Origin of the sequence: Legionella beliardensis, assembly GCF_900452395.1 — a bacterium.
Classification (GTDB): domain Bacteria; phylum Pseudomonadota; class Gammaproteobacteria; order Legionellales; family Legionellaceae; genus Legionella_C; species Legionella_C beliardensis.
In genome coordinates, this window is sequence record NZ_UGNV01000001.1 from 1,206,923 (window position 1) to 1,229,968 (window position 23,046).

Sequence of the window (23,046 nt, forward strand, 5' to 3'; positions counted from 1 at the left end):
TACTTTTTAACGCTGATGTTGAAAAAATAACTCTTTATCACCGTAATAAGAAGCGAGCAAAACACTTTCTAACATGAGTGTACCTATATGATATTCAACACCACGGTATTTGCCATACACCTCGTAAAGAGGCCCCATGGGTACTTGTAATAAGGATAGTCTAAAATCTTCGCGAGATTGCTCAGGGATTACGTGTATTACCGAGCTACTTGGTTTGAAATAAAGTTGCTCAGGAACTACAGGAATGCCTGCAAATTTTCCTTCCGTAGTCCAAGCTGCTAAATGCCATAAAGGTAAGTCATTAGCAGGATCGCGCGTCCATTCAAAGATTTTTTCAATGGCTTTTGCAACCCAACCTGTTGGATGTGGAATTTGATTGGAAAAATCTTTCGCAAAATAATTCCAGTTTCCTTGTTGTCCTTCCAGTGAGTTCATCACGTGCAGATTTACGGAAGGGTTTTGTGATATTAAAAATTTAATAGCCATGCCAGGTATGTAATTATTATCAGCAGGAGGTGTGGCTAATGACAGACGTGCTAAACCAATGCCGCCTGTTTGATAAATACCGGTGAATGGATGATTAAATGTTGGTACAAAGGCAATCTTGCCTACAGAACCATTCACATGAATAACTTTTGCGCGTCCTTCAGGCAATTCATCGCCGACATGATCAAAAGCGGGGTTTAAGTTAAATAAAACTTTTAACTTGTCGAGTACTTCTTTAAAGCTGCTGCCACTCAATTCAGGTAACGGTTCAATCTCATGGCTTTTAGTAATTTCATTCCATAATAAATCTTGTTTTTGCGAGGCGGGTAACTCTTGATAATTGCTAGGTAATTGCGCACACACATTAGAATAAACAAAAAAATAAAATAGCCCACTCGTTATTAAAGTCCAAAAACGACACATTAAACTCTCCTTAGTTATAAAATTTATGATTGCAGTCAAAAATCTCAATTAGTCATTAAACGATGTGTCTTGAGAGATTTAGATAATATTTGAATTGAAAAATTAAATAAACAGCGCCGTGCGAATAAGATTAAATCGTTTTTAATTTTATATTGTTAGAATGTAGCCTGGGTGAAAGCGAAGCTGTCCAGGATCTGCGCTTAAATCGCGCTTGCATGTTGAGTTAGGTTGGGCTAAATAAGAGCAGCCCAATCTAACTTACTTTTAAAGCGCAGCGCTCTTGATTAAACGTTAGTAATTAGAGCCGCTTCAGGGGTTGTTTCTATTTTTTTATTGGGCATTGCATCACTAAAAAAGGTATGCAGTCGTTTTACTAATGTTGTGTCATTTTGCTTCATTGGATTGGTTTGTAAGTAATGGGTTAACTCAGGAAGATTTTCTTTTTTAGACCAAGCAATGGCTGCTTCTAAGAATATAGGTGACATGACTTCGCAAGGATTAATATGGTGCGTTTGCATAAAGTGAAGTAATGTCGCGATTGCTGTGTCATTTTTCTTTAAAAGCGCTATGTCTAGAGCCGTTTGGTCTAGTTTATTGCGATAGGTTACACTTGCCTTATTATCGAGTAGTAGCTGAAATAATGCAGGCTTGCCTTTAGTCAATGATGAAGCACAAGCAATTTGTAGTGGAGTATACTGAGCTAAACCTCCTTTAGAATCAATTTCTATTTCTTGTTGTCTAGCTAATAATAATTTCACTACCTCTGTTTTGCCTTGTTGGCATGCAACATAGAGTGGGGTTGTGCCACTTCTTTCTGCTTGGTTAATTTCAATTCCTTCCTGGTTTAATAACAACTCAACAATAGCTGTATGTCCTTGTTGGCAAGCAATATAAAGTGGTGTTGCGCCATCTTTATTTGCTTTATTAATTTTAATCCCTTCTTGTCTTAATAAGGCCTGGACAATCGCAAGATGGCCATTTTCGCAAGCACTGTAAAGAGGTGTTGTGTGGCTTTTCTCTGCCTTATTAATTTTAATTCCTTTTTGCCCTAATAAAGCCTCCACAACTGCTAGATGTCCATTTTGGCAAGCAATGTAAAGTGGTGTTACGTCATCATTGTTTTCTAGGTTAACATCGATAGCTTCTTTCTTTTTTAATAATTCCTCAACAATCGTAAGATAACCATTTTCGCAAGCAATGTGGAGAGGCGTTGTGTTATCCTCATCTACTTGGTTAATGTTAATATTCTCTTTGCTTAATAAGGCTTGAACGATATCAAGATACCCATTTTGGCAAGCAATATAAAGAGGAGTTTTTTTGCTCTCCTCTGCTTGATTAATATCAATGCCTTTCTCATTTAATAAAGTCTGAACAGCATTAAGATTGCCTTTTTGGCAAGCAAGGAAAAGTAATCCAACATCGTCTCCATCAAGCATATTAGCTTGCTTGGATTTAATGGGATAGTTTGCATCAAATGTCGCAAGTGATTTTTTTAGGGATTCAGTTTTTTGATTACTGCTTGCAAGCAGGGTTGTATTAAATATTACAGACGAGGAATTCATACTTAAGGAGGCAAAAATGCTATCAACTAGCTCATTGAGCTTTAACTCCTGGAAGTAATCTTGCTTATCATCTAATGCAAAATTATTGGTATCTACATAAATCCAAGTATCACGGGCTTTACTATAGCTTAAATAGACATTATGTGCACCACTACCTAACAGAATAGGAAATGATGAATCAGTTTGCTTTAGTATAGTGGCCAAATCGTTTAAATAAGAAGTTAAGTCTGCTTCGTCAAACGCATAGGGTTTATTTAGTAATATAATAAGCTCAGTTTTTTCTAGTGCTTTTGACTTAACATGAGGATAAATAGCCGTAATTTTTTCTTGATTAATATAAGCGCCATCAGAAAATAACTCCGTATGTTCTTCTGGATATAAATACAACTCTATACCGTCAAAAAATGCAAGTATATCTAGCAGATTTTGCGTTTCTGTATCAAGTTCCTCTTTATTTTTAACTTTCTTTCTAGCAGATTGAATGTCGTTTTTTAAACGTTGGAAATCAGGTTTGTATGAGGCAATTAAATGAAGTCGATTTAAAAAATTTTCTGTATCTTGAGCAAGAACAGCTTGAGCCAGCATGCATGAAAAACCATAACACAAACCATCTTCGAAAGATTTATAGCCAAGGCAGGTGCCTACTTCTATTAAATCATCGTGAGTCAACTTAGGCATAATAAGATTTTTTAATATAGTTTTAAAAATGTCCTAATAGTCTATATATTAAACATTAAGATAATATTAATTTTATGATTTTTTGCCAAATTTTGTTGGGCTAAGATGTATTGATATGTTTACTAAGCTTTACAGAGATTGGGTAGGTTATTAATAATTAGTTAATTATTGGCAAGTATTGTTTACGCACTTTGAGCAATTTATTAAAAATAATTTGTTATTTTAATACCTAATGGGACAATGCGTACCATGAAAAAATTATTTGGGCAGCCTGTTAAAAAGCAGTGCACTTGAATAAACGTTAGAAATTTAGCCTGGGTGCAAACGTAGCGGTAATCTAGGATCTGGTTCTAAATCTCGTTTGCATAAAAGGCTACCCTTGATAGGCATAGCGAATAATCTAATCTTTGGCTCCTGCAATCCTGGGTTACCGCTGCGCTTGCACCCAGGCTACAATTGTTTCGCTTCTGGAATTAAATAGAATTCCACGCCATCATCTATAGCAGGTTTGATCAATTAATCATTAACATGTATTATTTATGCGCTTTAGGCAAATCTACTATAAATAATTTGCTGCTTTAATGTCTAATGTGACGATGAGTGCCATGAAAAAGTTCTTCGAAGTATCCGTGAAAAACAAATTAGCACCTGATGTAATGCATGCCCCTATGGGTGCTGATATATGTAATTGCACAATGTGTATGAAAAGTAAGTTGTCAGCTGAGATCGTAAGTGAGCATTTACATGGCTTACAGTCAACCCTGGTTGACCGACGAAACCCGGATATACCAGGCAGTAAGACCTTAATGAAAGCAGTAGAAGCCCATGCCATTCTTAAAGCAGGGACAGAAATAAATATGCTGGCTGCAACGGGAATAAGCGAATATGATTTACCTTCGGCAACAGGTAAGATTCAAATCACGCCAGTGCAAGAATTAACCATTAATGCAACCTGGAAAAATAAAAATCAAGAAGCTGCTATAAGTGGACGGGATGCTAGTGTTTTCGGGGGCTTAGGCGTGTTGGTTATTCCTCAAGATATTCAAGTGGTGACTATTCCAAAAATGAATGCACTGGCGGTACCGGCCGCGTTCTTAGGTAAATACGGTGCTCGGCTAATTCCTTTAGAAAAGTCTTTCACACTTGATGCTGTCAATGAGCCTTCACTGGAAAATTTATATTTAATTGAATATCGTTGGCAAGCAGATTATATAAATGACTATGTAATGAAGGCAAATGGGGGTGGCGGATTATTCGTAGAAACACATCCATTTCCTCATGTCTTTACTCCCTTATCACCTGAATGCGGTGGTGCGTTAATACTTGGTGTAGAGCGCGATGATGGTGCGTTCGATTTTGCTGCTTTTGAAATCCCATTTGGTTATACTCTGAAAATTGGCAGTAATGTAATTCATGGCGATTCCTTCTTTATTGGACCCTACGCAATTGCCTTAACTGAAACTGAATTAGCTGATTCTGTTCTTTTGAAGCGGGGCACGCTTAAACGTGAGCCACAGCAAGTCACTCAAATTCCTACTAAAACATTTATACTCGACTTGATTCATGAAAATAGTTTAGCGACTAAAGTAAATCATAAGATGATGGTTGATCGAATTTACCACGAAGGCGTTTCTAGAAAAGGGTTAGGTTTTTTTAAACAGTTACCGAAAGAGGTGTTAACTGAAGTTCGCCATTTATCAAACGCTTCCCAAGAAGCTTACGATCAAGAATGCGGCTTAGTGCCTTATTTACCTAAATAATAATGTGAGTAATATTAGATTTTTGGGAAGCCTACGTCAATACAGTAGATAGTTATGGATACCGTGGTCAAGCCACGGTATTTCGGGATGTTAGTGGTTTCAATATGGCATAATAAAACAAAGCCGAATTACTGTGGCGTGACCGCGGTATCCACCACTGTGGCAGGTAGATATGGATACCGTGGTCATGCCACGGTATTTCGGACTAAGGTAAAGTGGAGGTAGGTATAAATAACAAGCCTAGCTATGGGGTTTTACCCTCAGATTAACGCCTTTATTTAACATATGCAGGTGCGCCATCTGGCAGGCTGTATTTTAAGCCTAACATAAAGAGGTTAACATTTGGTCTATAACGTCCTCTTAATACATCGCCTGATAGAGGTTCTACTCGGCTCCAGGTTACTCTTTCATATTGCGCGAATTGGTAAGTAAAGACAAGCTCGGTATTGTTAGCAATTTGGCCAGACGTACCTACTTTAATTGCCCAAGCTGTTAACCATTCACTATCATTTGTACTCACACCAACGTTACCGGCGGTATTTCTAAAGTTAATTCTAAACTGGCTGGTGTTGACACCCGGGCCTGCGAAAAGGCGAAAATAGGGATTGACTTGGTAAGTAGGCAAAAGGAATAAGCCAAAACCATAGCGTAATCTTTCATTAGCTCGCACGTTTTCAGAGAAAAACCAGTTATTAATCTTATAAGTTGACTTGCCAGTATACCAATCAGCATTGCCTTCTAAAGCAAGGCCCATTTGATCAAACATAAGTTGAAAACCAGCCGTTAATTGGCCATGAAAATTAGTAGACGAATTGCGAAAGCGAGAATAGGTTGGTTGTGGATCATCTAACGGGTACGTTAATTTTTTTTCTGTATCCAAAACATCGATACCTAGATTAACACCCGCATACCAATTTGCTTGCGCAGCAAAGGATAGTGACATTGCACCTAAAGTTAAAATAATTTTTTTATTCATATTAAACTCTTACCTATAAAATACTTGGAATAGTGATTATGTTTGAGGTTATGGTCTTACCGTTACTAGTAACTGTAATAGAAACATCAACCTTACGAGGTGTCCTTATATTGGCTACAACAAAGCGGCTATGGGCTCTATCCAATCTGATTGTCGCGCCAGGCAAGCCATTTAATACAAAACTTGTCGCAGAGCTTGGATTAAAACCGGTGTAGCTTATAAACGCTTCTTTGAGATTCATCGGATTTCTATCAGCTTGGGTCAAATTGATAGATGATGAGGGCGAAATAGTAAAGTTATTAGCAGATACGCTAAAGAATGCACCGTTATAGGCTAATACCATTATACGCGCTGTTTGTGTTCCAAGATTAGGTACACGAATGCGAGTGCTTCCGGTATTTGGTACATTCGTTGCGACTAGATAAGGGTAGCTATTACCGCCATCTATTGATAATAAAATATTAACAAAGTCAACATTAACCGGTGGCTCATTGGTATTTGCAACTTGCCATCTTACAACTTGCGTAGAATCCCCAAGCCATTGGATATTCCTAGCAGATGGGTAATTTAATAAAAATGGGCCTGCGCTTGCATCAGTTGTGACCGTCGTATCTTGATAGGCATTACAAGAGCCGCCTGGTGTATTATTTCGCACAGAAACACGAAAATGCATAATACGTGAGACAGAAGGTAATACTTCCCAAGTAAAAGGCCCATTATTCGCTAAGGAAGTTAAGTTGGGTAAAAAGCGCGTAGAACTTAAATGAGGTGGAAAACTTCTAAAATTAGGCCCGCCTAGTGAGTCGCTTTGTGGTGGTTGGGGCGAAATCTCATTGTCCATTTGCTCCCAAGTATAAGTTAAGACACTACCGCTCGTGTTCGTTGCAAATGCACTTAATGCAAAAGGAGTATTTGCCGGAATCACGAGTCCTGTTAGCGGATTAACAGTTGGAGCAGGAGGAATTGGCGTTCTAACGGCGCAAGTATGAGTGGGACTAGAAACAAAGTTCCCTATTTCTTGCAAATTAATGCCATGAAAATAACTGTTAGAATTTTGCTGTACATTAGGCGCGCAAATACCAGCATAGCCCATGATGGTACTGCCACTACCAGGCTCTACAGCGGTGGCATTATTTCTGTTGCAACTATTGTTTTGAGTATGATTAGCGCCAAATTGATGTCCCATTTCATGGGCAACGTAATCAACATCAAAGGGATCACCAACGGGTGTATTAAATGTGGTAGCCCCCATTGCCTTTTCACCTACATCGCAAACGCTTGCAAGTGCTGCCAGCCCATTGTTTCCACTGGAGGCATCAACAACGTGTCCTATATCATAGTTAGGCGAGCCGATGACCGCATCAAGATTACTTTGATTTTCTTCTAATAAGGCTTCTGTATTGCCTGATGTATAAGGTTGGTTTAATGGGTTGGTATAAATAATACTGGCATTATTAGGTATAAGTTCTAAAGTCACCGCAACATCTCGTTCATAAATACCATTAATACGATTTACTGTAGTGATTTCAGCTGCAAGTGCTAAGGGTACTGAGCCACCATAAAAAGCAGTGTATTGTGCGGTTGCAGCGAGAGCGAGTCGATATTTCTTCAGCTCACAGCTTGCAAAATTTGCAAAGTTCTTAGATTGGTTCAGGGTGGTTAAAGGATGCTGGCCTGAAACATTACATTTGTTAATGCTGGTACGGAGGAAGTCGTTTTTATTATAAACGATGTAATTCTCGGTATTGCCTTTTTCGATTGGGTCAATAAAAATTGTATTTTTATTGGGTAACAAAATCATGGCATGAAAACCATTCGGCGTGATATCAAATTTTACCAGCTCTCCGGGATTGGTAATGCCATAGGCATCAAATGTTTTAATTTCAGGAAACTGAGCAGCCAATTTTGGATGCATCGTACTGTTTGACATCACCTGAAACACATGCATTGTTCCATCCGGTAGTGGTAATTCAATTAAAAGAGGAGGCTCTTTTTTGATATCACTACGATTAGGCACATGCTCTAATTCAGTGTAAAGGCGGTTAATATCAATTTCCACAACACGATATTGGTTAGAGCGAATCGGGAATTGGTTAGGTAGAGAAGATTTCACCTCGCGAGTTACCGTATGAATCACACTGGGTTGATCTACGGCAAACAGACTAGGAGAAAATACAAGTAGCAATGCACTAAGCGACGTCCTTGACATTGTTTTTTTCGTCCTTAAAAAAAATGATTCCAAAAGTCAAACTCTATCTTAAAGGCAAAATCCTGTAATTTCAATCATGTCAGGTCAATTTAAAACGATGTTAATAATTGATGAAAGTGAACGCATGTATAAGTATCTTTTAATTTAATTATTAATTAACATATCATTGACTTGCATAATTTTACACGGTGAATCAATGATGGATGTAGCTATACCTACCATTTTATATGGGACTGCATGGAAAGAAGAAAAAACCGAGCAGCTTGTTTTACAGGCGTTGCAGTTAGGCTATAAAGGTATTGATACAGCTAATCAGCGCAAGCACTATTTTGAAGAAGGTGTAGGCAATGCAATTCAGCAATTTTTAAAGACCAGTCAGAAAAGCCGCACTAGCTTATTTATACAAACAAAATTTACTTCTGCTGCAGGCCAAGATCATCGCAAGCCCTATGATGAATCTGATTCATTAACCAATCAAGTCAAGCAATCCTTTGCAAGTTCACTAAACCATTTGCAAACAGATTATATTGATTCTTATGTCCTGCATGGCCCTACGTCCTCTCAAGGTATAAATAGCGCTGATTTGGAAATTTGGCAAGCCATGGAAGAGTTAGTCTATGCGCGGAAAGTCAAATTTCTTGGAATATCAAACGTTAATATCGCGCAGCTCGAGGAGTTATATAAACACGTTGCAGTCAAGCCAACGTTTGTACAAAACCGCTGTTTTGCTATTACAGAGTGGGATAAAGCCATTAGAGTATTTAGTAGGCAAAATAACATCATCTACCAAGGGTTTTCGTTACTTACCGCGAACCAACGTTACCTGTTAAATCCTTACTTCCAATCAGTAGCAGTAAAATACGATAAGACCATCCCCCAAATTACATTTCGTTTCGCTTTACAAATTGGCATGTTGCCTTTAACAGGCACAACGAATGCAGTGCATATGCAAGATGATTTAGCCATTAATGATTTTGAGCTTACTGTAGAAGAAATTGAGCGTATCGAAAAATCGCTTTAGGTTTTTAATTTTAAAAGTATACACCTCCCCTAAGGGAGGTAAGCAGAGATTTCATCGATGGAAAGCAGGCCGAGACGGCAAGACTATGCCAAATTTCTGGACGGCTTCTAATTTATTTTTCGCAACCAAGGTTGTGATATTGGCATGATTGGTATTTATTTTGTCGACCAGCTTAGAAATGTGTTCCCATTGCACGCCAGGGGTGGCTAATAGGCCAGTTAATTGCATGTTTAATGCGCGCTTTTCTTTTATTAAGGGCAACATTTGTTGATGCAGCGCTTTCTTAAATGCTTTAAATTCCTCTTGTCGCTCTTTTGGGATGAGTCTTAAAGCATGAGGGCCTTTATGGCAATGATAGTTTCTATGATTATTACCTTCTTGGGCTGCGAGCGGATGGGCAGAAGCTAAGCCAGCGCCACTCAGGGATAAAGCAAGTGTGCCTATAAGTAAATAATTTTTTATACGCATAAATTTCTCCTAATTAAATCTGACACGGGCCATATTAAAAGGAGAAAGTAATAGGAATATGACAAAAACTGCTTTTATTGTAACAAATCTGTTACAATAATGTGCTATTAGGAAGTTAGCCATTATCATATCTGGTATGACTTAAAGACGTTTTCATAATCCTATGAGTATTAAAAAAAATCATATTTTAATCATTGATGATGACCGAGAAATTACGGGACTAATAAATGACTACCTAACAAAAAATGGGTTTCGTGCCACGTGTGCATTAAATGGTTTCTCTATTAACTCTTTATTGCGGGATAATAATTTTGATTTAGTCATCTTAGATATCATGTTGCCAGGCATCAATGGCTTAGCGCTTTGTCAGACTATTAGGCAATCACTTGATATACCCATTATTATGTTAAGTGCGGCAGACAGTACGGCTGATAGGGTTGCAGGTCTTGAATTAGGGGCCGATGATTATATTTCTAAACCCTTTAGTGCGCGAGAATTATTAGCAAGAATAAAAGCACAATTACGCAGAAGCCAGGGCGAATTAAACCAAAATCGCAAGCGTTTAACACCTTTAAAAAGGATTCAATTTGATAAGTGGATTCTTGATAGAGAAACGCATTCGCTTATCGATGCCGATGCCGTTGCTATCCCCCTTAGTCGACGTGAATATGATTTACTACTTATCTTTTTAGAACATCCAGGACGCATCTTAAGCCGGGAGCAAATCATGGATCTTCTCTGTGATAAGTCTCTTGACTCACAAGATAGAACAATTGATGTGTTGATTGGGCGGGTTCGTAAGAAAATTGAAATTGATTCAAAAGCTCCGAAATTACTATTAACCATTCGTGGAGGCGGCTATCAATTTAAAGCGCAGGTGAATGCTCTATGAAATTAACTAAAACAGCCTGGAGAACTTACCTAGCACTCATTAGTTTAAATCTTTTAATTATTTTTGCAGCCTTTCAAACTTATAATTATTACTCTAAAAATACGCACCTACCTATCCCTGCAGATGCAGTAAAAAATTTAATCGTTTTAGTTAATAAATTACAAAAAAACCCGCAGGAAAAATGGCCCACTATTTTACAAAGACGCAGTGTTCCTTGGTCAACTCTAAGTTTATCAACAAAGCCAATGTATACAAAAAATGCCTTGCTTACGCTACAACCTGCACTAGTATTTAATTTAATAAAACAGCATCATGCCTTAGCAATTTCGGTATTTGTTAATAAAGACACGTGGTTAAATATCACAATGACACCACCAGTTTCAATTCAATCTAGCGCTTTTATTAATTTGTTAATTGTTTTATTGCTTGCTTTTTTTATCGTAAATTTTTTAATAGTTAAGGGACTGAACCAGCCAATTCAAACCTTAATTCAAAGCCTTGAAGACACAGCACTGCAAGAGAATTGGTCTTCTATCCCTTTAACGGGTAACGTTGAGCAACAAGCTATTTTACAGAAAATAAATACGCTACAAAAAAAGCTTCATAAGCTCTTAGCAAACCGGACGCGCGTGGTGGCTGCTATTTCCCATGATTTACGCACGCCCTTAACACGTCTAAAATTGCGAGTTGAAAATTTGGAAGATGAAAAAAGCTACCAAAAAATGATGCATGATATCCAGGATATGGAAATCATGATTCGCTACACGTTAGATTATTTTCAAGACATTCACCAGGCAGAGCAGCCGCAGCCTTTTGACTTAGTAGCGATGCTTAATTCCATTAAAGAAGACACATTGGAAGCTGGCGGGCGGGTTTATTTTTCTGCTGATACAGATAAATTAGTTTATATAGGTTCAGTTAATCTATTAAAAAGAGCGTTGAATAATATCATTACCAATGCCATTTATTATGGCGGCTTAGCTAAGATTAGTCTTAAACATACCAAAAAGAAAATTGAAATTTGGATTAGTGATCAAGGCCCGGGATTACCCGCTAGTAAATTAGAAAAAATTTTCTTACCTTTTTATAGGGCTGAGCAATCGCGCTCACGCAGTACAGGCGGTACAGGACTTGGGTTAACCATTGCTAAAGAAATTATAGAAACACACAAGGGGTCTATTAGTATGGAAAATCTTAAAGAGGGTGGCTTAAGAGCTGTTATTTGTTTACCAAGATAAATTAATAGTAGTTTTATTTTAATTTCTTTAAAGTTAAAAATTTTATATTCTAGGTAACTTTCCTAAAGTTGTTTATACACGATTTAATATTAAAGGGCACAACTCTTTCAGTTTACCCCGTTTAACCTCCCTCGCCCGCGCAAGAAATTTGAATAGTAGGTATCATGCTGGTTTCCGCGGGAGAGGGCTGGGGAGAGGGAAGTGCATTAATAGAAATAGATAATATGTTTAAGATTGCTTACAGAAATTATTTTCTAAATCGAAAGGGCCGCATGTTAAGAGGGCTGCTTATTGATAGAATTAAGATGCTGGGTAAGCTGAAAAATTAAGCGCTTTTTCAATTATAAAAAATTCGACGATGTTTGTGTTCCTATTAGGACTTGTCGCCTGAATTTAAACCCAGGCTGATTCACATGCTGTCTCGAAATAGATTTATCTATTTCCCTCTCCCGCGAAGCTCATCATTATACTATTCAAATTTCTTGCGTGGGCGAGGGGGTAGGGCGAGGTAATCTGAAAGAGTTGTGCTCTTTCAGATTAAATCATGTATAAAAAAATTCAGGGAAGTTACCTAATATTTAAAATGAATATTAATAAAAATAAGGGGAAAATCAGACAATAAACGACTAATTGTTATTACCCGTCATATCATCAAGTTTTTCACCAGCTTTTTGTGCAGGCCCTTTATTTTGAATTTTGTCTTTAATATTCTCTACCGTATTATCAATTTTTTTACCTTGTTTTTCTGCCGGACCTTCTTGGCAACCTGCTAGAAAAAATACGCTAACTGTCATCAGGCAAGCAATTAATTTTTTAAAATTTTTCATAATTTTCCTGTATAAAATGGTGTAGTTATTTTTCCGATTAATGAGTCTTAAAATCCTAGGCTGAGTATAATTCTTCTTTAGCAAAATTAAAATAGATAGATTAAATTAACAAATACAAAAAAAGCCATTTAAATTAGCTATTTTCATTGAAATTTGGTGGGTATTTATTCCATTTATAACCTTTTTTACCTAAAAGATACCCTTCATGGAAAAGTTTGCGCATGTAATGATGATCAAACATTGATTTAGGTTTTTCTTCAAAATAACTGGGAATAAACGCAAGGTTATAATCAATATTATCGCGTTTACAATAGACATAAATTCGATATAAATCGCCTATACCTTGCGTTTTGGTTAGGGTGGCTATAACGCGGCTGGCGATGTTATGGAGCTGAGGATTAACATTATCCCATTCTGGAAATACTTTTAAATTACGAATAATGTATAAATGACGCTCTATGTTTTGTTGAGAGTCATGCGACACTCTGGCAAATGGCGTAATGGCGTTTTCAAACAGCATGACTTGTGTTTCTACCCCGCCATCAACATGCATTTCTTTATAAATTTTACCTTTATAAGCCATGGTAAAATATTGAGGTGGAAAGAATCCCGGTAAGGCAGATGAAGCCAGTAAAATTTTATGAAATAGAGCTAGGCGATTGGGATTAGAGCTGACAGCAATGGCGCCTATATCCCAAATGACTAAGCGCTGAGCATTAAGTTGCGTGGTTCCAATTAGTAAACGCCTGCCTTTTAAATGTTCGCGCGCAATCGCATCTAACATTTTTTGGTTAACAATTTTTTTAATAAGTTTTTCTAATGGTTTATTGTTGGCGGCTGAGGGCGATAAAACAGGCTTAATGTAAGTAAAGGCTATGGCTAGAGGATTTTTAAGCTCATAAATATTTTCATCAGCAAGGGATGTATATAATTCTTTTAATCGCTCATCATACTTAGGCCCTAAAAATGCGAAAGGTGCAATGAGCGCGCCTGTGCTAATGCCGCTGACCAGTTTGAATTCTGGTCGGGTGCCCTGTTTAGTCCAACCATATAATAACCCCGCGCCAAACGCACCATCAGCGCCGCCTCCTGATAAGGCTAGCGCATTGATAGACGAAGGTAGGTGATTGCCATAGACTTTTAATTCTTGCTGCAAGGCGTCTTGGGCACTTTTCTCCATGGCACTACTTTGCTTATCTCCCCAAGCCCTAATATCTTGAAAGCCTAAGACTTGCGCTTCATTTTCCAAACGACTTGGTAAAGCCTTGTATAGATTGACTTGACTACAACTCGTTAATGCAGATAAGAACAAGCCATACGTTAATAATCGCTGCAAAATTACATAGGTCATAATAAGATAATGATTAAAATTTTTACATTTATTAAAGGGGGAAGATAATAAAAGACAAACTTAGTTTTGTAAATAAATTAATCAGGCTTTAAGAAAAATAGCTAGTATCAACTTGTAAAAGCCGTATTTGTACGAGGTGGGCCACCTGCTCACAGCCGCACCTTATGAGAATTTTATAATTTTTGTACAACTAAGATTTCATCGTCAGTATGTTGGTCACAAGGAATATTAGCTAATTTTTCAGGTGTTCGTATAGCTAAGGGAAAGGCTATATCTGTTCTTGGCCCGAAGTTGGTTAAAGCGGTAATGGCTGTATTACTGTAGTCATAACCCATTACTTGATACGTGTCTTTACAATCCTCTAGAAAACGTCCTGTAGCTGCACCAAATTGTAGGATTTTTGAATTAGGTTTTAAGTAAGCATTTAATTTAAATTCGTTAAAAAAAAAGATGCGAGTAGCTTTTTGTTGCAGTCATAACTCCATTTTCATATCTGACCATCTCACGCTTCTCATCAATACCTTTTTTATTGTATTTTTCCCAATGGTCTTTAGAAAGAGGGAACTCTTGTTCTTTTTCATTGTAATTAATTTCAGTGTTTTGCTTCATTCTATTTTCTCGTTTTTATTAAATGAATACTCAAAATATTATCATTTAAAGAACATATAGATTAATTAAAAATCTATTGGTAAATTTAAAGTGCTTAATTATTTTTTTAAACTAGTCTCATTAAAAATGAGGCTAGAATTATTTTATTATGCTAAACCCGTCTTCTGATTCTGATAAATCTGATTCTGACAAATCTGATTCGGATAAATCTGATTCTATAGCTGTAGACCTATGAGTTGCTTTGAATAGTTGGGCCTGGTTGGGCTGCTTTATATGTTCCAAATTGTCTACACTGTCTTTTGCTGAGCGCTCTATACTCGGTTGTTTAGAAGTATCAGGTATAACAGATCCTGCCTGAATGCTTGAAGTAGGTGGTGCTTTAGTAAAGCTTTCGCGTATACCATTTATTAAAGTGGCTGCTGTACTTAGCATAGACAGGGTAGCTGCTCCTATAAGTGTTGGTGTAGCAGCAATTCCTAATTTACCTAAAACCCATAAGATTGGGTATGCGATTTGCGGTAATATGGGCACGTTCGCAATCAGATTTAGTCCCACGGCAATACCTAATTTAGCACTGACAATTGCCATGACCGGAGACGCTACAATAGATAGTCCTACCAGTGCTGCCAGGGTACAGGTAACACTAAGTAGCCCTAGTAAAGGGTGTTTATTCCAGCCTGCTTGTGCACTAACAATAGGAGAGGTTACGGTACGAATTAATAAGCGGGCGCCTTCAGCAAGGGCATGTAAACCATTTAGAATAATTAAAGCCATGCTTCTTACTACTTGTCCACTAACACTGGTTGGAGCAATTGCATAGACTTGATGTTTTAAATAATTAATCGATTCAGAAACGACTTTCATTAACAATTCGGTTGATAGCTTGACCATATTTTTAAGTGGAGTAAATAGCCATCCAAAGAAAACAACATAAGCAATTTTAGAGACAAGGCCATTTTTAGCCGGCCAACCTAAAAAATATTCAGCAAAATTTGTCTGTTTGCGCTGCTCGTCGGTCATATCAGGTAGAAATGTTTCTTGCCAAGCTTTTTTAAGGAAATCGCTGAAGCTATTGTGTACTTTAATGTTTGCTGAGTTTAATAAGTCAGTAGACCTTAATAAGGGGTTCGTTTCGTCATTCTTACTAAGCAGATTCTGACGATTAACTTCTTTTTCCTTTTGAATAAGTGCAATCATATTAAGGCTATTGCTAAGGTGATGAAAACCACAGCTATAGCCATCAAAGAATGATTGAGTCCCTAACGATACATAATTGATTGTCTTTAATTCCTGAGGCACTTTATCATTGTCGGAGAAATTAACGCCTTCTTTACTAAAAGAGCCAGAAAAAAGGGAGCGCATAAGTCCTTTAGCTGCCTTATAAATAGCACTTGGCGTAAAAAGTTGACGCTGCCCTCCTGATGTATTAGGAGAAGTTACCAGCGCTCTAATATCCCCAATTTTAGAGTCAAAACAGGTAAACCTGGGCGCAGGTACATTTTTACCCTGATTAAGCTTAGCAGCAGGGCGATATAAGGTGGTAATATGGCCTTCAGTAACGCCTTCTCCCACCAGGGGAGCAATAACATGAAAATTATTTAAATCATCTGCAGCTAGCGCTAGTTTTATTGCGTTTAAAGCCTCGGCGAAACTAAAATTTGCTTCTCGGGCATTAGCGGCAAGAGGGGTAGTGATAACGAGTATAGGAGAAGGGTGGTTATCAATCACACTAAAAAAAACAGTATTTGATTCAGGGTTATCGAAATCTAATATGGCTTTATGAATAGGGTGGCCAGCATTTTGTAATGCTCGGTTTTGTGCAGGCGTTATTTCTTGTCTAGAAAGAAGCGTTAAGCCTACTTCATGATTTGGTTTATCAGCTGGCCGGTTGTGAATCTTAAGTGAGTCGATTATTTGTTCTACAGTTGTTTGCTGAGATAACAGTTTTCCTTGAATATGACTAGAATAATTATTTAATAAGTTATCAAACACATCATCTATAACATCCTGTGAAGAGAGGATACTATATGGTTGTTGATTAAAAATGCTCAAAAATTGTTCATATAATAATTCAGCCTTACTATCACTGTTCTGTGGAAATTTATGTAAGTGATAGGACCAGCCAACTGTAGTGGCTAATATATCACCCGCGCTATGGTTAAGTTCATATTCTTCTAATAAAATTAGATCTTTAATTTCAGGATTTATAGTGTTCAAGCTTAATTTTTGAGTAATTAAACTTTGAACTATGACATCAAATTCGATGTTTAGTTCAAGAATTTGCTTTAAGATAAGCTTAGCTTTTGCACTGTCATTTTGTTCAAGACAAAGGTAGAACAGTGGAATTAAATGCAAATATTGAGTATTTAAAAAGGTGATATGCTGTTTGAATGGTAATAATTTCTTACGTATATTGGCTCTAACGGCCTTACTCTCATGGCAAATAGATACCAGATCATCCAGTAAATCAGATGATCCTGCTTTGCTTTTTTCTTCTAGAAATGAGTTAACTAATGCTGACAAAGTTCCTTTAGTCAAGGAACTGGCTATTTGAGCCGGTGAAGAAGTAAATATTGGTTTGTTGTTGCTTGTGCGGTCATGGCGTCTAATCATTTCTTATCCCATTCCTTCTAAATTATTGGCTGTTTTTTATGCAGTTATGCCAGTTAATATAACATGTGATTATTAATTAATTATTAAGCAAGGCACTTATTACTAGAGTTTTTCAGTATTTGCTGGCAGGTTAATAAATTTTATTTCATCATGGCCTGTTAGAACTTAATTGATGTCATCTTTATGAAACGAGTGGCATAATACCCCTCTTTTATTAATTCTATGCCTCTAATTGAAAGGAAGTGGACTTAAGTGGTTAAGAAATTAGTTATCTTTATGCTGTGTATTTTTAGTGTTGCGTTAAATGCAAAGCCATTCATCGATGATGATGTATTACGTGCCATGCAATTGACCCATTCAGGCCAAAAAGACCCATTTCAATCACTTATTATTTTTTTTAACTCAATAGATAAGAGGGATGAGTTTATTAAGTCTTTGCAGGGTGATTTAACAATTTCACTTAGTCGTTTAGATTTTATGCCTGTCGCCATAGTCACATTTGTGCCTACAACTCGTATCTATAGAAAAATCACTGCATCTCCCCATATTCGTTACATTGCTTTAAATAAGCCAGCTAGTGAAAAAATAGAGGTGAGCCCACAGTCTGTTCGTCCTGCGCCGGCCGTGAAAGTGCCTTTTCGCTATCCTGGCATTGATTTATGGTGGGAGCATGGATTTAAAGGCCAAAGCGGTGTATTAGGGTTAATTGATTCAGGTATTGCGCCTGATCATCCTGCGTTTTTGGGAAAAAAAATTATTATTAATAAAACCCCGTCTTCTCACTATATCGATTACCCGTTCGGGATTCGTACCGCGCATGGCACAGGTGTAGCTTGTATCTATGCTGCTTTTCCTCATGATAAATCAAAATATGTAAGAGGGGTGGCTTATAAAACGCCTGTTATCTTATCGACGTTAGCGGGTGAAGGGACCGCACATAGATACAATTTTTGGCTGACTTATTCAAGCTTAAATTGGCTCTTATCATTTACCCAGTATAAACCTTCCGTGATTAACTACAGCTTTGGTAATGGTGATGTGACCTGTCATTTATGTCCTGATTGGAGTGGTTTAGGTAAGATTGTGGATTATATTGTAAATCACAATAAGATATTATGGGTGACTTCGGCAGGGAATAACGGCTACATTAAGCAAAAAAAACACGCGCCTTTTGTTTCCACCATGACGGTTCCTGCCGAAAGCTACAACGCCTTGACGGTGGCTAATATGAATATGTATGTCAATGATGAAGTAAGCTCGCGAAAATTTGATAGGCTAAGTCATGCTATTTATTACACAAGTAGTCGCGGCCCTACCCGAATAGGGCGAAAAAAACCAGATATTGCGGCACCCGGCAATGAAACATTAACCTGTGCACCTAACCCTGATAAATATCAACTCAATTATCCGGCTATTATGAAATACAAGGATGGTTATCGCTTTATGGGCGGAACGAGCTCTGCAGCACCCCATGTGGGCGGCGCGGTACTTCTTTTGCGAGATGCAGGTATTCATAATCCTATGGCGATTAAAGCGTTATTAATTAATAGTGCAGACACCTGGACTGATAGCAATAAACCGGGCCCAGATGATCCTAATTTTAAATACCTTGGTGGGCATCATAAAGTCGTAGGTTCAGAATGGAATCCTACGTATGGTTGGGGTTATATGAATCTGCAAACCGCATTTTATCAAAGGAAATTTATTATTGAAGATAATTTAACTGCTAAAAAACCGGTGGCTCTTTATCGCATAAAAATGCGGTATCAAGATAAAATTACCTTAGTGCATGAGCGTCGTGTTGGTTTTAATAAGAAAGGGCGTCTATGGAAATTAAGTCATCTAGTACTAGAAATTTTTGATGCGACTAATAATAAATTGTTAGCTAGAGATGACAGCTCTATTGATAATGTTCATCAAGTGTCACTTTGTAACCCTGCCTATTTAAATCTCTGCTTTCAAGAAAAACCTAAGGAAGTTATTGTTAAAGTTAGTTTAAAAAATGAAAAAATAGAGGGTAGTAAGCAAGAGGATTTTGCCTTAGCCTTGCCTACAAAAACCAGCTGAGTGCTATATAAAGGCAATGATTAAGTTAAATATCTATCTGTTTAGTAGTTTCTTGCTTGGTCATGTCGGCTAAGTCACGATGGATTGCTTCCGCTAAATTATGGCTTGAATAACTCTCTTTCTTAAAGAAAGAGAATTTACTGCCTTCTCCTTTTTTTGCGGTTGCTGCGATTAAGTTAGTAGTTAATTTATTAAGTTCAGTAAATTTTATTTCAGACTTTACTGATTGTTGAAACGATGACAAAACAGCGGCTATTTCTTGCTGCAGAAAAACTCCAAGAGTAGGTTTGTGAAATTGGGAGTAACCTTTAAGTAAATCATCAATAAAGGAGACTAATAAATTTACTTTGTCTATCATTTGATTTTGGCTATCAAAACTGTCTTTATATAGTGCTGACTTATTAGTAGTCACTAAGAAATCGTAATTTCCACCAAGCTGCCTCTCAGTACTGAAATAAGGCGCATCTTTTTTGCAGTCAGGTTCGTCATCACGTAGTAAATAAACCGACACACTATTAGGCACCCGAGCTTGCATACCAATGTCAAAGATTTGGCCATTGCTCTCTACAAGTTGTGGGGGGTGAGCAGCACCGCCAATAAAAATACAAAAAGCACCTTCTTCACATTGTTCATTAATTAGGCTTGAAAAGACTTCATTAGGCTTAGTAATGCGATCAGGGCTTTTCTTAAAACCTTCCATGGCCCGAATTTTAGCAGTTAAGTCGGACCATTTTTTATCGGGTGCAGAAAATGGATTACTGACAATGTTTTCTGCGCCAAGCACGGGAATGCCATGGTTAATTGCGGCTAAAACAAAGGTAAACAGTGCAACATCACTGTCTTCTTCGGAACGTTTAAAACCCTTTAAGGGCTTAGGTGATCCTTTTTCCGCTTTTTTAAAAGCGGCTTGTAATTTAGGGTTATGGTATTGTTTAAAACTTTCAAGCACAAAAACCACGGGTCGCTTACTTTGAGATAATACATCTATATTAGCGAGCATTGCAGCTGTTGTAGGGCTGGTATCATGCGCTTCCCCAAGGAGAAGGGCAGAAACTTGGGCATTATTAGTTACGGATTCTAATAGTTTTCTCAAGGTTGATGCTTTATCTAAGGTTATTTGCTTTGCAATGTGTTCAGAAGGGCTTGCCATAATAAATTTATTAATGAACATTATAATTATATTTTGGACAATTTTATCTAATATACAAGCTTATTTGCATTTAACTAATGAGTTACAATTTGTTTCGTGACTTATGTAAATAGCTTAATTTTTATTACGTTTAATTTTAAGATTCGGCAAAATAATCATGAGTACCCTGGGCCATAACGGCTTCTGCATGTCTATTTAAGGCATGGATGTAAGCAGCTGTGCGCATGTCTACTTGATGGGTTTTTTGTAAATCATAAACACTCATAAATTCTTTTGACATGGTGGCCTGCAAACGATGATAAACTTCCTCGGTTGTCCAATAATAACCTGTTTTATTTTGCACCCATTCAAAATAACTCACTGTTACGCCACCGGCATTGGCTAAAATATCAGGCACAACTAAACTGTTTTTTTCCTTTAAAATTAAATCTGCCTCGACAGTAGTAGGGCCATTAGCTACTTCAACAATAATAGGTGCTTTTATTTTGGTCGCGTTTTCTTTGGTAATCTGATTTTCAAGTGCCGCTGGGATTAAAATATCGACATCTAACTCAAGTAACTCGTTATTAGTGAGGTGAGTTGCTGCAACCATCTGGCAAATCGAATCTTCACAGTATACTGCTCGAATTTGTTTAAAGGTATTTTTAGCGTGAATGATACTAGGAATATCAAAGCCTTGTGCTCGGTATATTGCACCTTTAGAATCACTGACTGCCACAATTTTATAGCCATCTTGATGTAAAAATTTTGCCACAGATTGTCCAGCATTCCCAAAACCTTGGATAGCTACCCGCATGTCTTGCGGCTGCCATTGTTGAATTTTTTCTAATTCTTTAATGCAATAATAAGCGCCTAAACCTGTGGCCTCGTCACGACCCCGGCTACCACCAAGAGGCAGTGGTTTTCCGGTAATAACTGCAGGTGTGGCTTGCCTGACAATCTTAGAATACTCATCCATCATCCAGCCCATAATCATAGCATTTGTGTAAACATCGGGCGCGGGAATATCCAAATCAGGGCCGATAAAATCGGCTATCGAGGTAATATAGCTGCGACTTAATCGCTCTAATTCTAAGCGTGATAATTGTTTAGGATTAACGATAACACCACCTTTAGCCCCACCAAATGGCAGGCCCATGACGGCGCATTTGATGGTCATCCAAAACGCCAAGGTTTTTATTTCATTTAAGTTAACTTTAGGATGAAAACGAATACCGCCTTTAGTTGGGCCACGTATATCATTATGATGCACACGGTAGCCGGTAAATATTTTTAGCCGTCCATCGTCCATGCGTACAGGTATAGACACTTCAAGGCATGCTTTAGCATGCTTAAGTTTTTCAATGACCTCGGGGCTAATGTGGGTAAACGTAGCGGCTTTGTCAAGTCGTGATAGGGCGTCAGTGTATAGGGTATAATTCATCCTGTATCATTCCTACTTTATTATTCCTAAATTATCCTTTAAAAGAATATACAATATAAAATCGCAATAGCCTATTTTAGCTACCACCGCAAACAACTTAAAAAGTTGCTTAAATCTAAGTTAGTAAGATTGAAACCTAGCTTTTACTTAAGCTTCACTCCTAAAATAAACGTTGATAATAGTTTAAAAAAATCATGCAAGATCAAGATTACCTTAATCAATTTAAGACCCAGCAAAAATTAGACGGTGGCGATTTACTCGATGGCTTATCGAATGTTTTTGCGCGCTATGAAGTGCCAATTGGACTTGTTAATAAGCTACTTGCATTAACAGAGTATTCACTTAATTTCATCATTGATGACAGTGGCTCTATGAATACACCATCAGACTTACCCATGACAGCAGCGCATCCTGCGGTAAGACAAATGCGTGATCCGCAAGGTCGACGTGCAGCAGTGCAGGGTAAATTAACTCGTTGGGAAGAAGCCGAAGATAGAATTCATATCATGCTAGATATGTTAGCCTACTTACCGATTAATACTATTAGATTATCTTTTTTAAATAATGTCGCTAGTAATCTTGTGTTAAGCCATGCTGGTAAGACGCCAGAGCAATTTGCTGCTGAATATCATCAAAAAATTAGCCAATTATTTAGTAATAAGCCAAGTGGTGGTACACTCCTTTATACGCGCCTTTCTGAAGCATTTAGGCAGAGCCAAGGAAGTACGATGCATTATGCTTTCACCGATGGTGAGCCAAGTGATGCCTCAGTTGAGCAAGTGAAAGAACTGGTTTTAAAACGCCCTAATCCCAAAATGAATCCATTGACATTCATTAGTTGTACAGACAACGACGAAGATGCTAACTGGATGAAAGACATTGAAGAAGATGCACCGTTTACAGCGGAGCTAGATGATTTTAATAGTGAGCGTAATGAAGTCTATAAAGATCAAGGCCCAGGCTTTCCGTTTACTCGCGGTTTTTGGTTAATATGCCAATTGGTTGCGGCAATTAATCCTTATGATTTAGATAAATTGGATGAGTCTGTCCCGTTTACTAAAAAAACCATGAATGATTTGATGGTCGTAATATAACGATTGAAGAATATCGACATTATTTCCAAACTAATCCAAATGCTCAAAAATACGGTCATTTAAGACAACAATTTGAAAGAGAAGACCTATTAGCTCATCATATACTTAATCCGTCTTCTAATACACCTAATCAAGGCTATTCTGCACAACCGCCACAACAGCCACCGGTTTATCAAGGGCAGCAACCACCAGCTTATCA

Annotated in this window: 18 protein-coding genes; 6 read left to right on the plus strand and 12 right to left on the minus strand. The window is 37.6% G+C overall.

The genetic code is table 11. The annotated features are described in order from the left end of the window. Positions 1 to 6: 6 nt before the first annotated feature. Both DYE47_RS05395 and DYE47_RS05400 read right to left on the minus strand, forming a co-directional pair. The gene (locus DYE47_RS05395) at positions 7 to 909 is read right to left on the minus strand and encodes a hypothetical protein (protein ID WP_115302285.1); all 903 of its coding nucleotides are present in this window, start codon (positions 907 to 909) and stop codon (positions 7 to 9) included. A gap of 284 nt (positions 910 to 1,193) precedes the next feature. Continuing rightward, the gene (locus tag DYE47_RS05400) at positions 1,194 to 3,149 is read right to left on the minus strand and encodes an ankyrin repeat domain-containing protein (RefSeq protein ID WP_115302286.1); all 1,956 of its coding nucleotides are present in this window, start codon (positions 3,147 to 3,149) and stop codon (positions 1,194 to 1,196) included. A 605-nt stretch (positions 3,150 to 3,754) separates the two neighbouring features. Between DYE47_RS05400 and DYE47_RS05405 the strand changes: the two genes are divergently transcribed. Beyond that, positions 3,755 to 4,909: a hypothetical protein gene (locus DYE47_RS05405; RefSeq protein ID WP_115304021.1), complete on the plus strand. Its 1,155-nt coding sequence runs from the start codon at positions 3,755 to 3,757 to the stop codon at positions 4,907 to 4,909. 274 nt (positions 4,910 to 5,183) lie between these two features. Here DYE47_RS05405 and DYE47_RS05410 read toward each other — a convergent pair whose 3' ends face one another. Together DYE47_RS05410 and DYE47_RS05415 are read right to left on the minus strand one after the other, a co-directional pair. Continuing rightward, positions 5,184 to 5,885 carry an outer membrane protein gene (locus tag DYE47_RS05410; protein WP_115302287.1) on the minus strand — a complete coding sequence of 234 codons (702 nt, stop codon included), beginning with the start codon at positions 5,883 to 5,885 and terminating at the stop codon, positions 5,184 to 5,186. 13 nt (positions 5,886 to 5,898) lie between these two features. Further along, complete coding sequence (locus DYE47_RS05415) at positions 5,899 to 8,094, minus strand: reprolysin-like metallopeptidase (RefSeq protein WP_115302288.1); 2,196 nt, start codon at positions 8,092 to 8,094, stop codon at positions 5,899 to 5,901. Between the two features lie 199 nt (positions 8,095 to 8,293). Here DYE47_RS05415 and DYE47_RS05420 point away from each other — a divergent pair, with 199 nt between their 5' ends. Further along, positions 8,294 to 9,115 (plus strand): aldo/keto reductase family protein, encoded by an 822-nt coding sequence (locus DYE47_RS05420; RefSeq protein WP_115304022.1) that lies wholly within the window; start codon positions 8,294 to 8,296, stop codon positions 9,113 to 9,115. Between the two features lie 51 nt (positions 9,116 to 9,166). On the opposite strand, the gene DYE47_RS05425 is transcribed toward DYE47_RS05420, so the two are convergent. After that, complete coding sequence (locus DYE47_RS05425; protein WP_115302289.1) at positions 9,167 to 9,583, minus strand: periplasmic heavy metal sensor; 417 nt, start codon at positions 9,581 to 9,583, stop codon at positions 9,167 to 9,169. 163 nt (positions 9,584 to 9,746) lie between these two features. Here DYE47_RS05425 and DYE47_RS05430 point away from each other — a divergent pair, with 163 nt between their 5' ends. Beyond that, on the plus strand, positions 9,747 to 10,475 hold the full coding sequence (locus DYE47_RS05430; RefSeq protein WP_115302290.1) for a response regulator transcription factor: 729 nt from the start codon (positions 9,747 to 9,749) through the stop codon (positions 10,473 to 10,475). Then, positions 10,472 to 11,713, plus strand: a complete 1,242-nt coding sequence (locus tag DYE47_RS05435) for a sensor histidine kinase (RefSeq protein WP_115302291.1) — start codon at positions 10,472 to 10,474, stop codon at positions 11,711 to 11,713. Before DYE47_RS05430 ends, DYE47_RS05435 begins: the two co-directional genes overlap by 4 nt. A gap of 626 nt (positions 11,714 to 12,339) precedes the next feature. Here DYE47_RS05435 and DYE47_RS05440 read toward each other — a convergent pair. The 5 genes from DYE47_RS05440 to DYE47_RS05450 all read right to left on the minus strand — a co-directional run bounded on the left by DYE47_RS05440 (position 12,340) and on the right by DYE47_RS05450 (position 17,113). After that, the gene (locus tag DYE47_RS05440; protein WP_115302292.1) at positions 12,340 to 12,540 is read right to left on the minus strand and encodes a hypothetical protein; all 201 of its coding nucleotides are present in this window, start codon (positions 12,538 to 12,540) and stop codon (positions 12,340 to 12,342) included. Between the two features lie 133 nt (positions 12,541 to 12,673). Continuing rightward, the gene (locus DYE47_RS05445) at positions 12,674 to 13,891 is read right to left on the minus strand and encodes a patatin-like phospholipase family protein (RefSeq protein WP_115302293.1); all 1,218 of its coding nucleotides are present in this window, start codon (positions 13,889 to 13,891) and stop codon (positions 12,674 to 12,676) included. A gap of 173 nt (positions 13,892 to 14,064) precedes the next feature. Beyond that, positions 14,065 to 14,226 (minus strand): hypothetical protein, encoded by a 162-nt coding sequence (locus DYE47_RS16005; protein WP_160149853.1) that lies wholly within the window; start codon positions 14,224 to 14,226, stop codon positions 14,065 to 14,067. A 103-nt stretch (positions 14,227 to 14,329) separates the two neighbouring features. After that, the gene (locus tag DYE47_RS16010) at positions 14,330 to 14,500 is read right to left on the minus strand and encodes a hypothetical protein (RefSeq protein ID WP_160149854.1); all 171 of its coding nucleotides are present in this window, start codon (positions 14,498 to 14,500) and stop codon (positions 14,330 to 14,332) included. Between the two features lie 138 nt (positions 14,501 to 14,638). After that, on the minus strand, positions 14,639 to 17,113 hold the full coding sequence (locus DYE47_RS05450) for a hypothetical protein (protein ID WP_115302294.1): 2,475 nt from the start codon (positions 17,111 to 17,113) through the stop codon (positions 14,639 to 14,641). Between the two features lie 252 nt (positions 17,114 to 17,365). Between DYE47_RS05450 and DYE47_RS05455 the strand changes: the two genes are divergently transcribed. After that, positions 17,366 to 19,180 carry a S8 family peptidase gene (locus DYE47_RS05455; protein WP_131750058.1) on the plus strand — a complete coding sequence of 605 codons (1,815 nt, stop codon included), beginning with the start codon at positions 17,366 to 17,368 and terminating at the stop codon, positions 19,178 to 19,180. A 25-nt stretch (positions 19,181 to 19,205) separates the two neighbouring features. Here DYE47_RS05455 and DYE47_RS05460 read toward each other — a convergent pair whose 3' ends face one another. Further along, the gene (locus tag DYE47_RS05460) at positions 19,206 to 20,351 is read right to left on the minus strand and encodes a hypothetical protein (protein ID WP_115302296.1); all 1,146 of its coding nucleotides are present in this window, start codon (positions 20,349 to 20,351) and stop codon (positions 19,206 to 19,208) included. Between the two features lie 115 nt (positions 20,352 to 20,466). Then, a complete protein-coding gene (locus DYE47_RS05465; RefSeq protein WP_115302297.1) occupies positions 20,467 to 21,753 on the minus strand; it encodes a Glu/Leu/Phe/Val family dehydrogenase in 1,287 nt (428 codons plus the stop codon). A gap of 194 nt (positions 21,754 to 21,947) precedes the next feature. Here DYE47_RS05465 and DYE47_RS05470 point away from each other — a divergent pair, with 194 nt between their 5' ends. Beyond that, positions 21,948 to 22,847: a hypothetical protein gene (locus DYE47_RS05470; protein WP_115302298.1), complete on the plus strand. Its 900-nt coding sequence runs from the start codon at positions 21,948 to 21,950 to the stop codon at positions 22,845 to 22,847. Positions 22,848 to 23,046 lie beyond the last annotated feature (199 nt).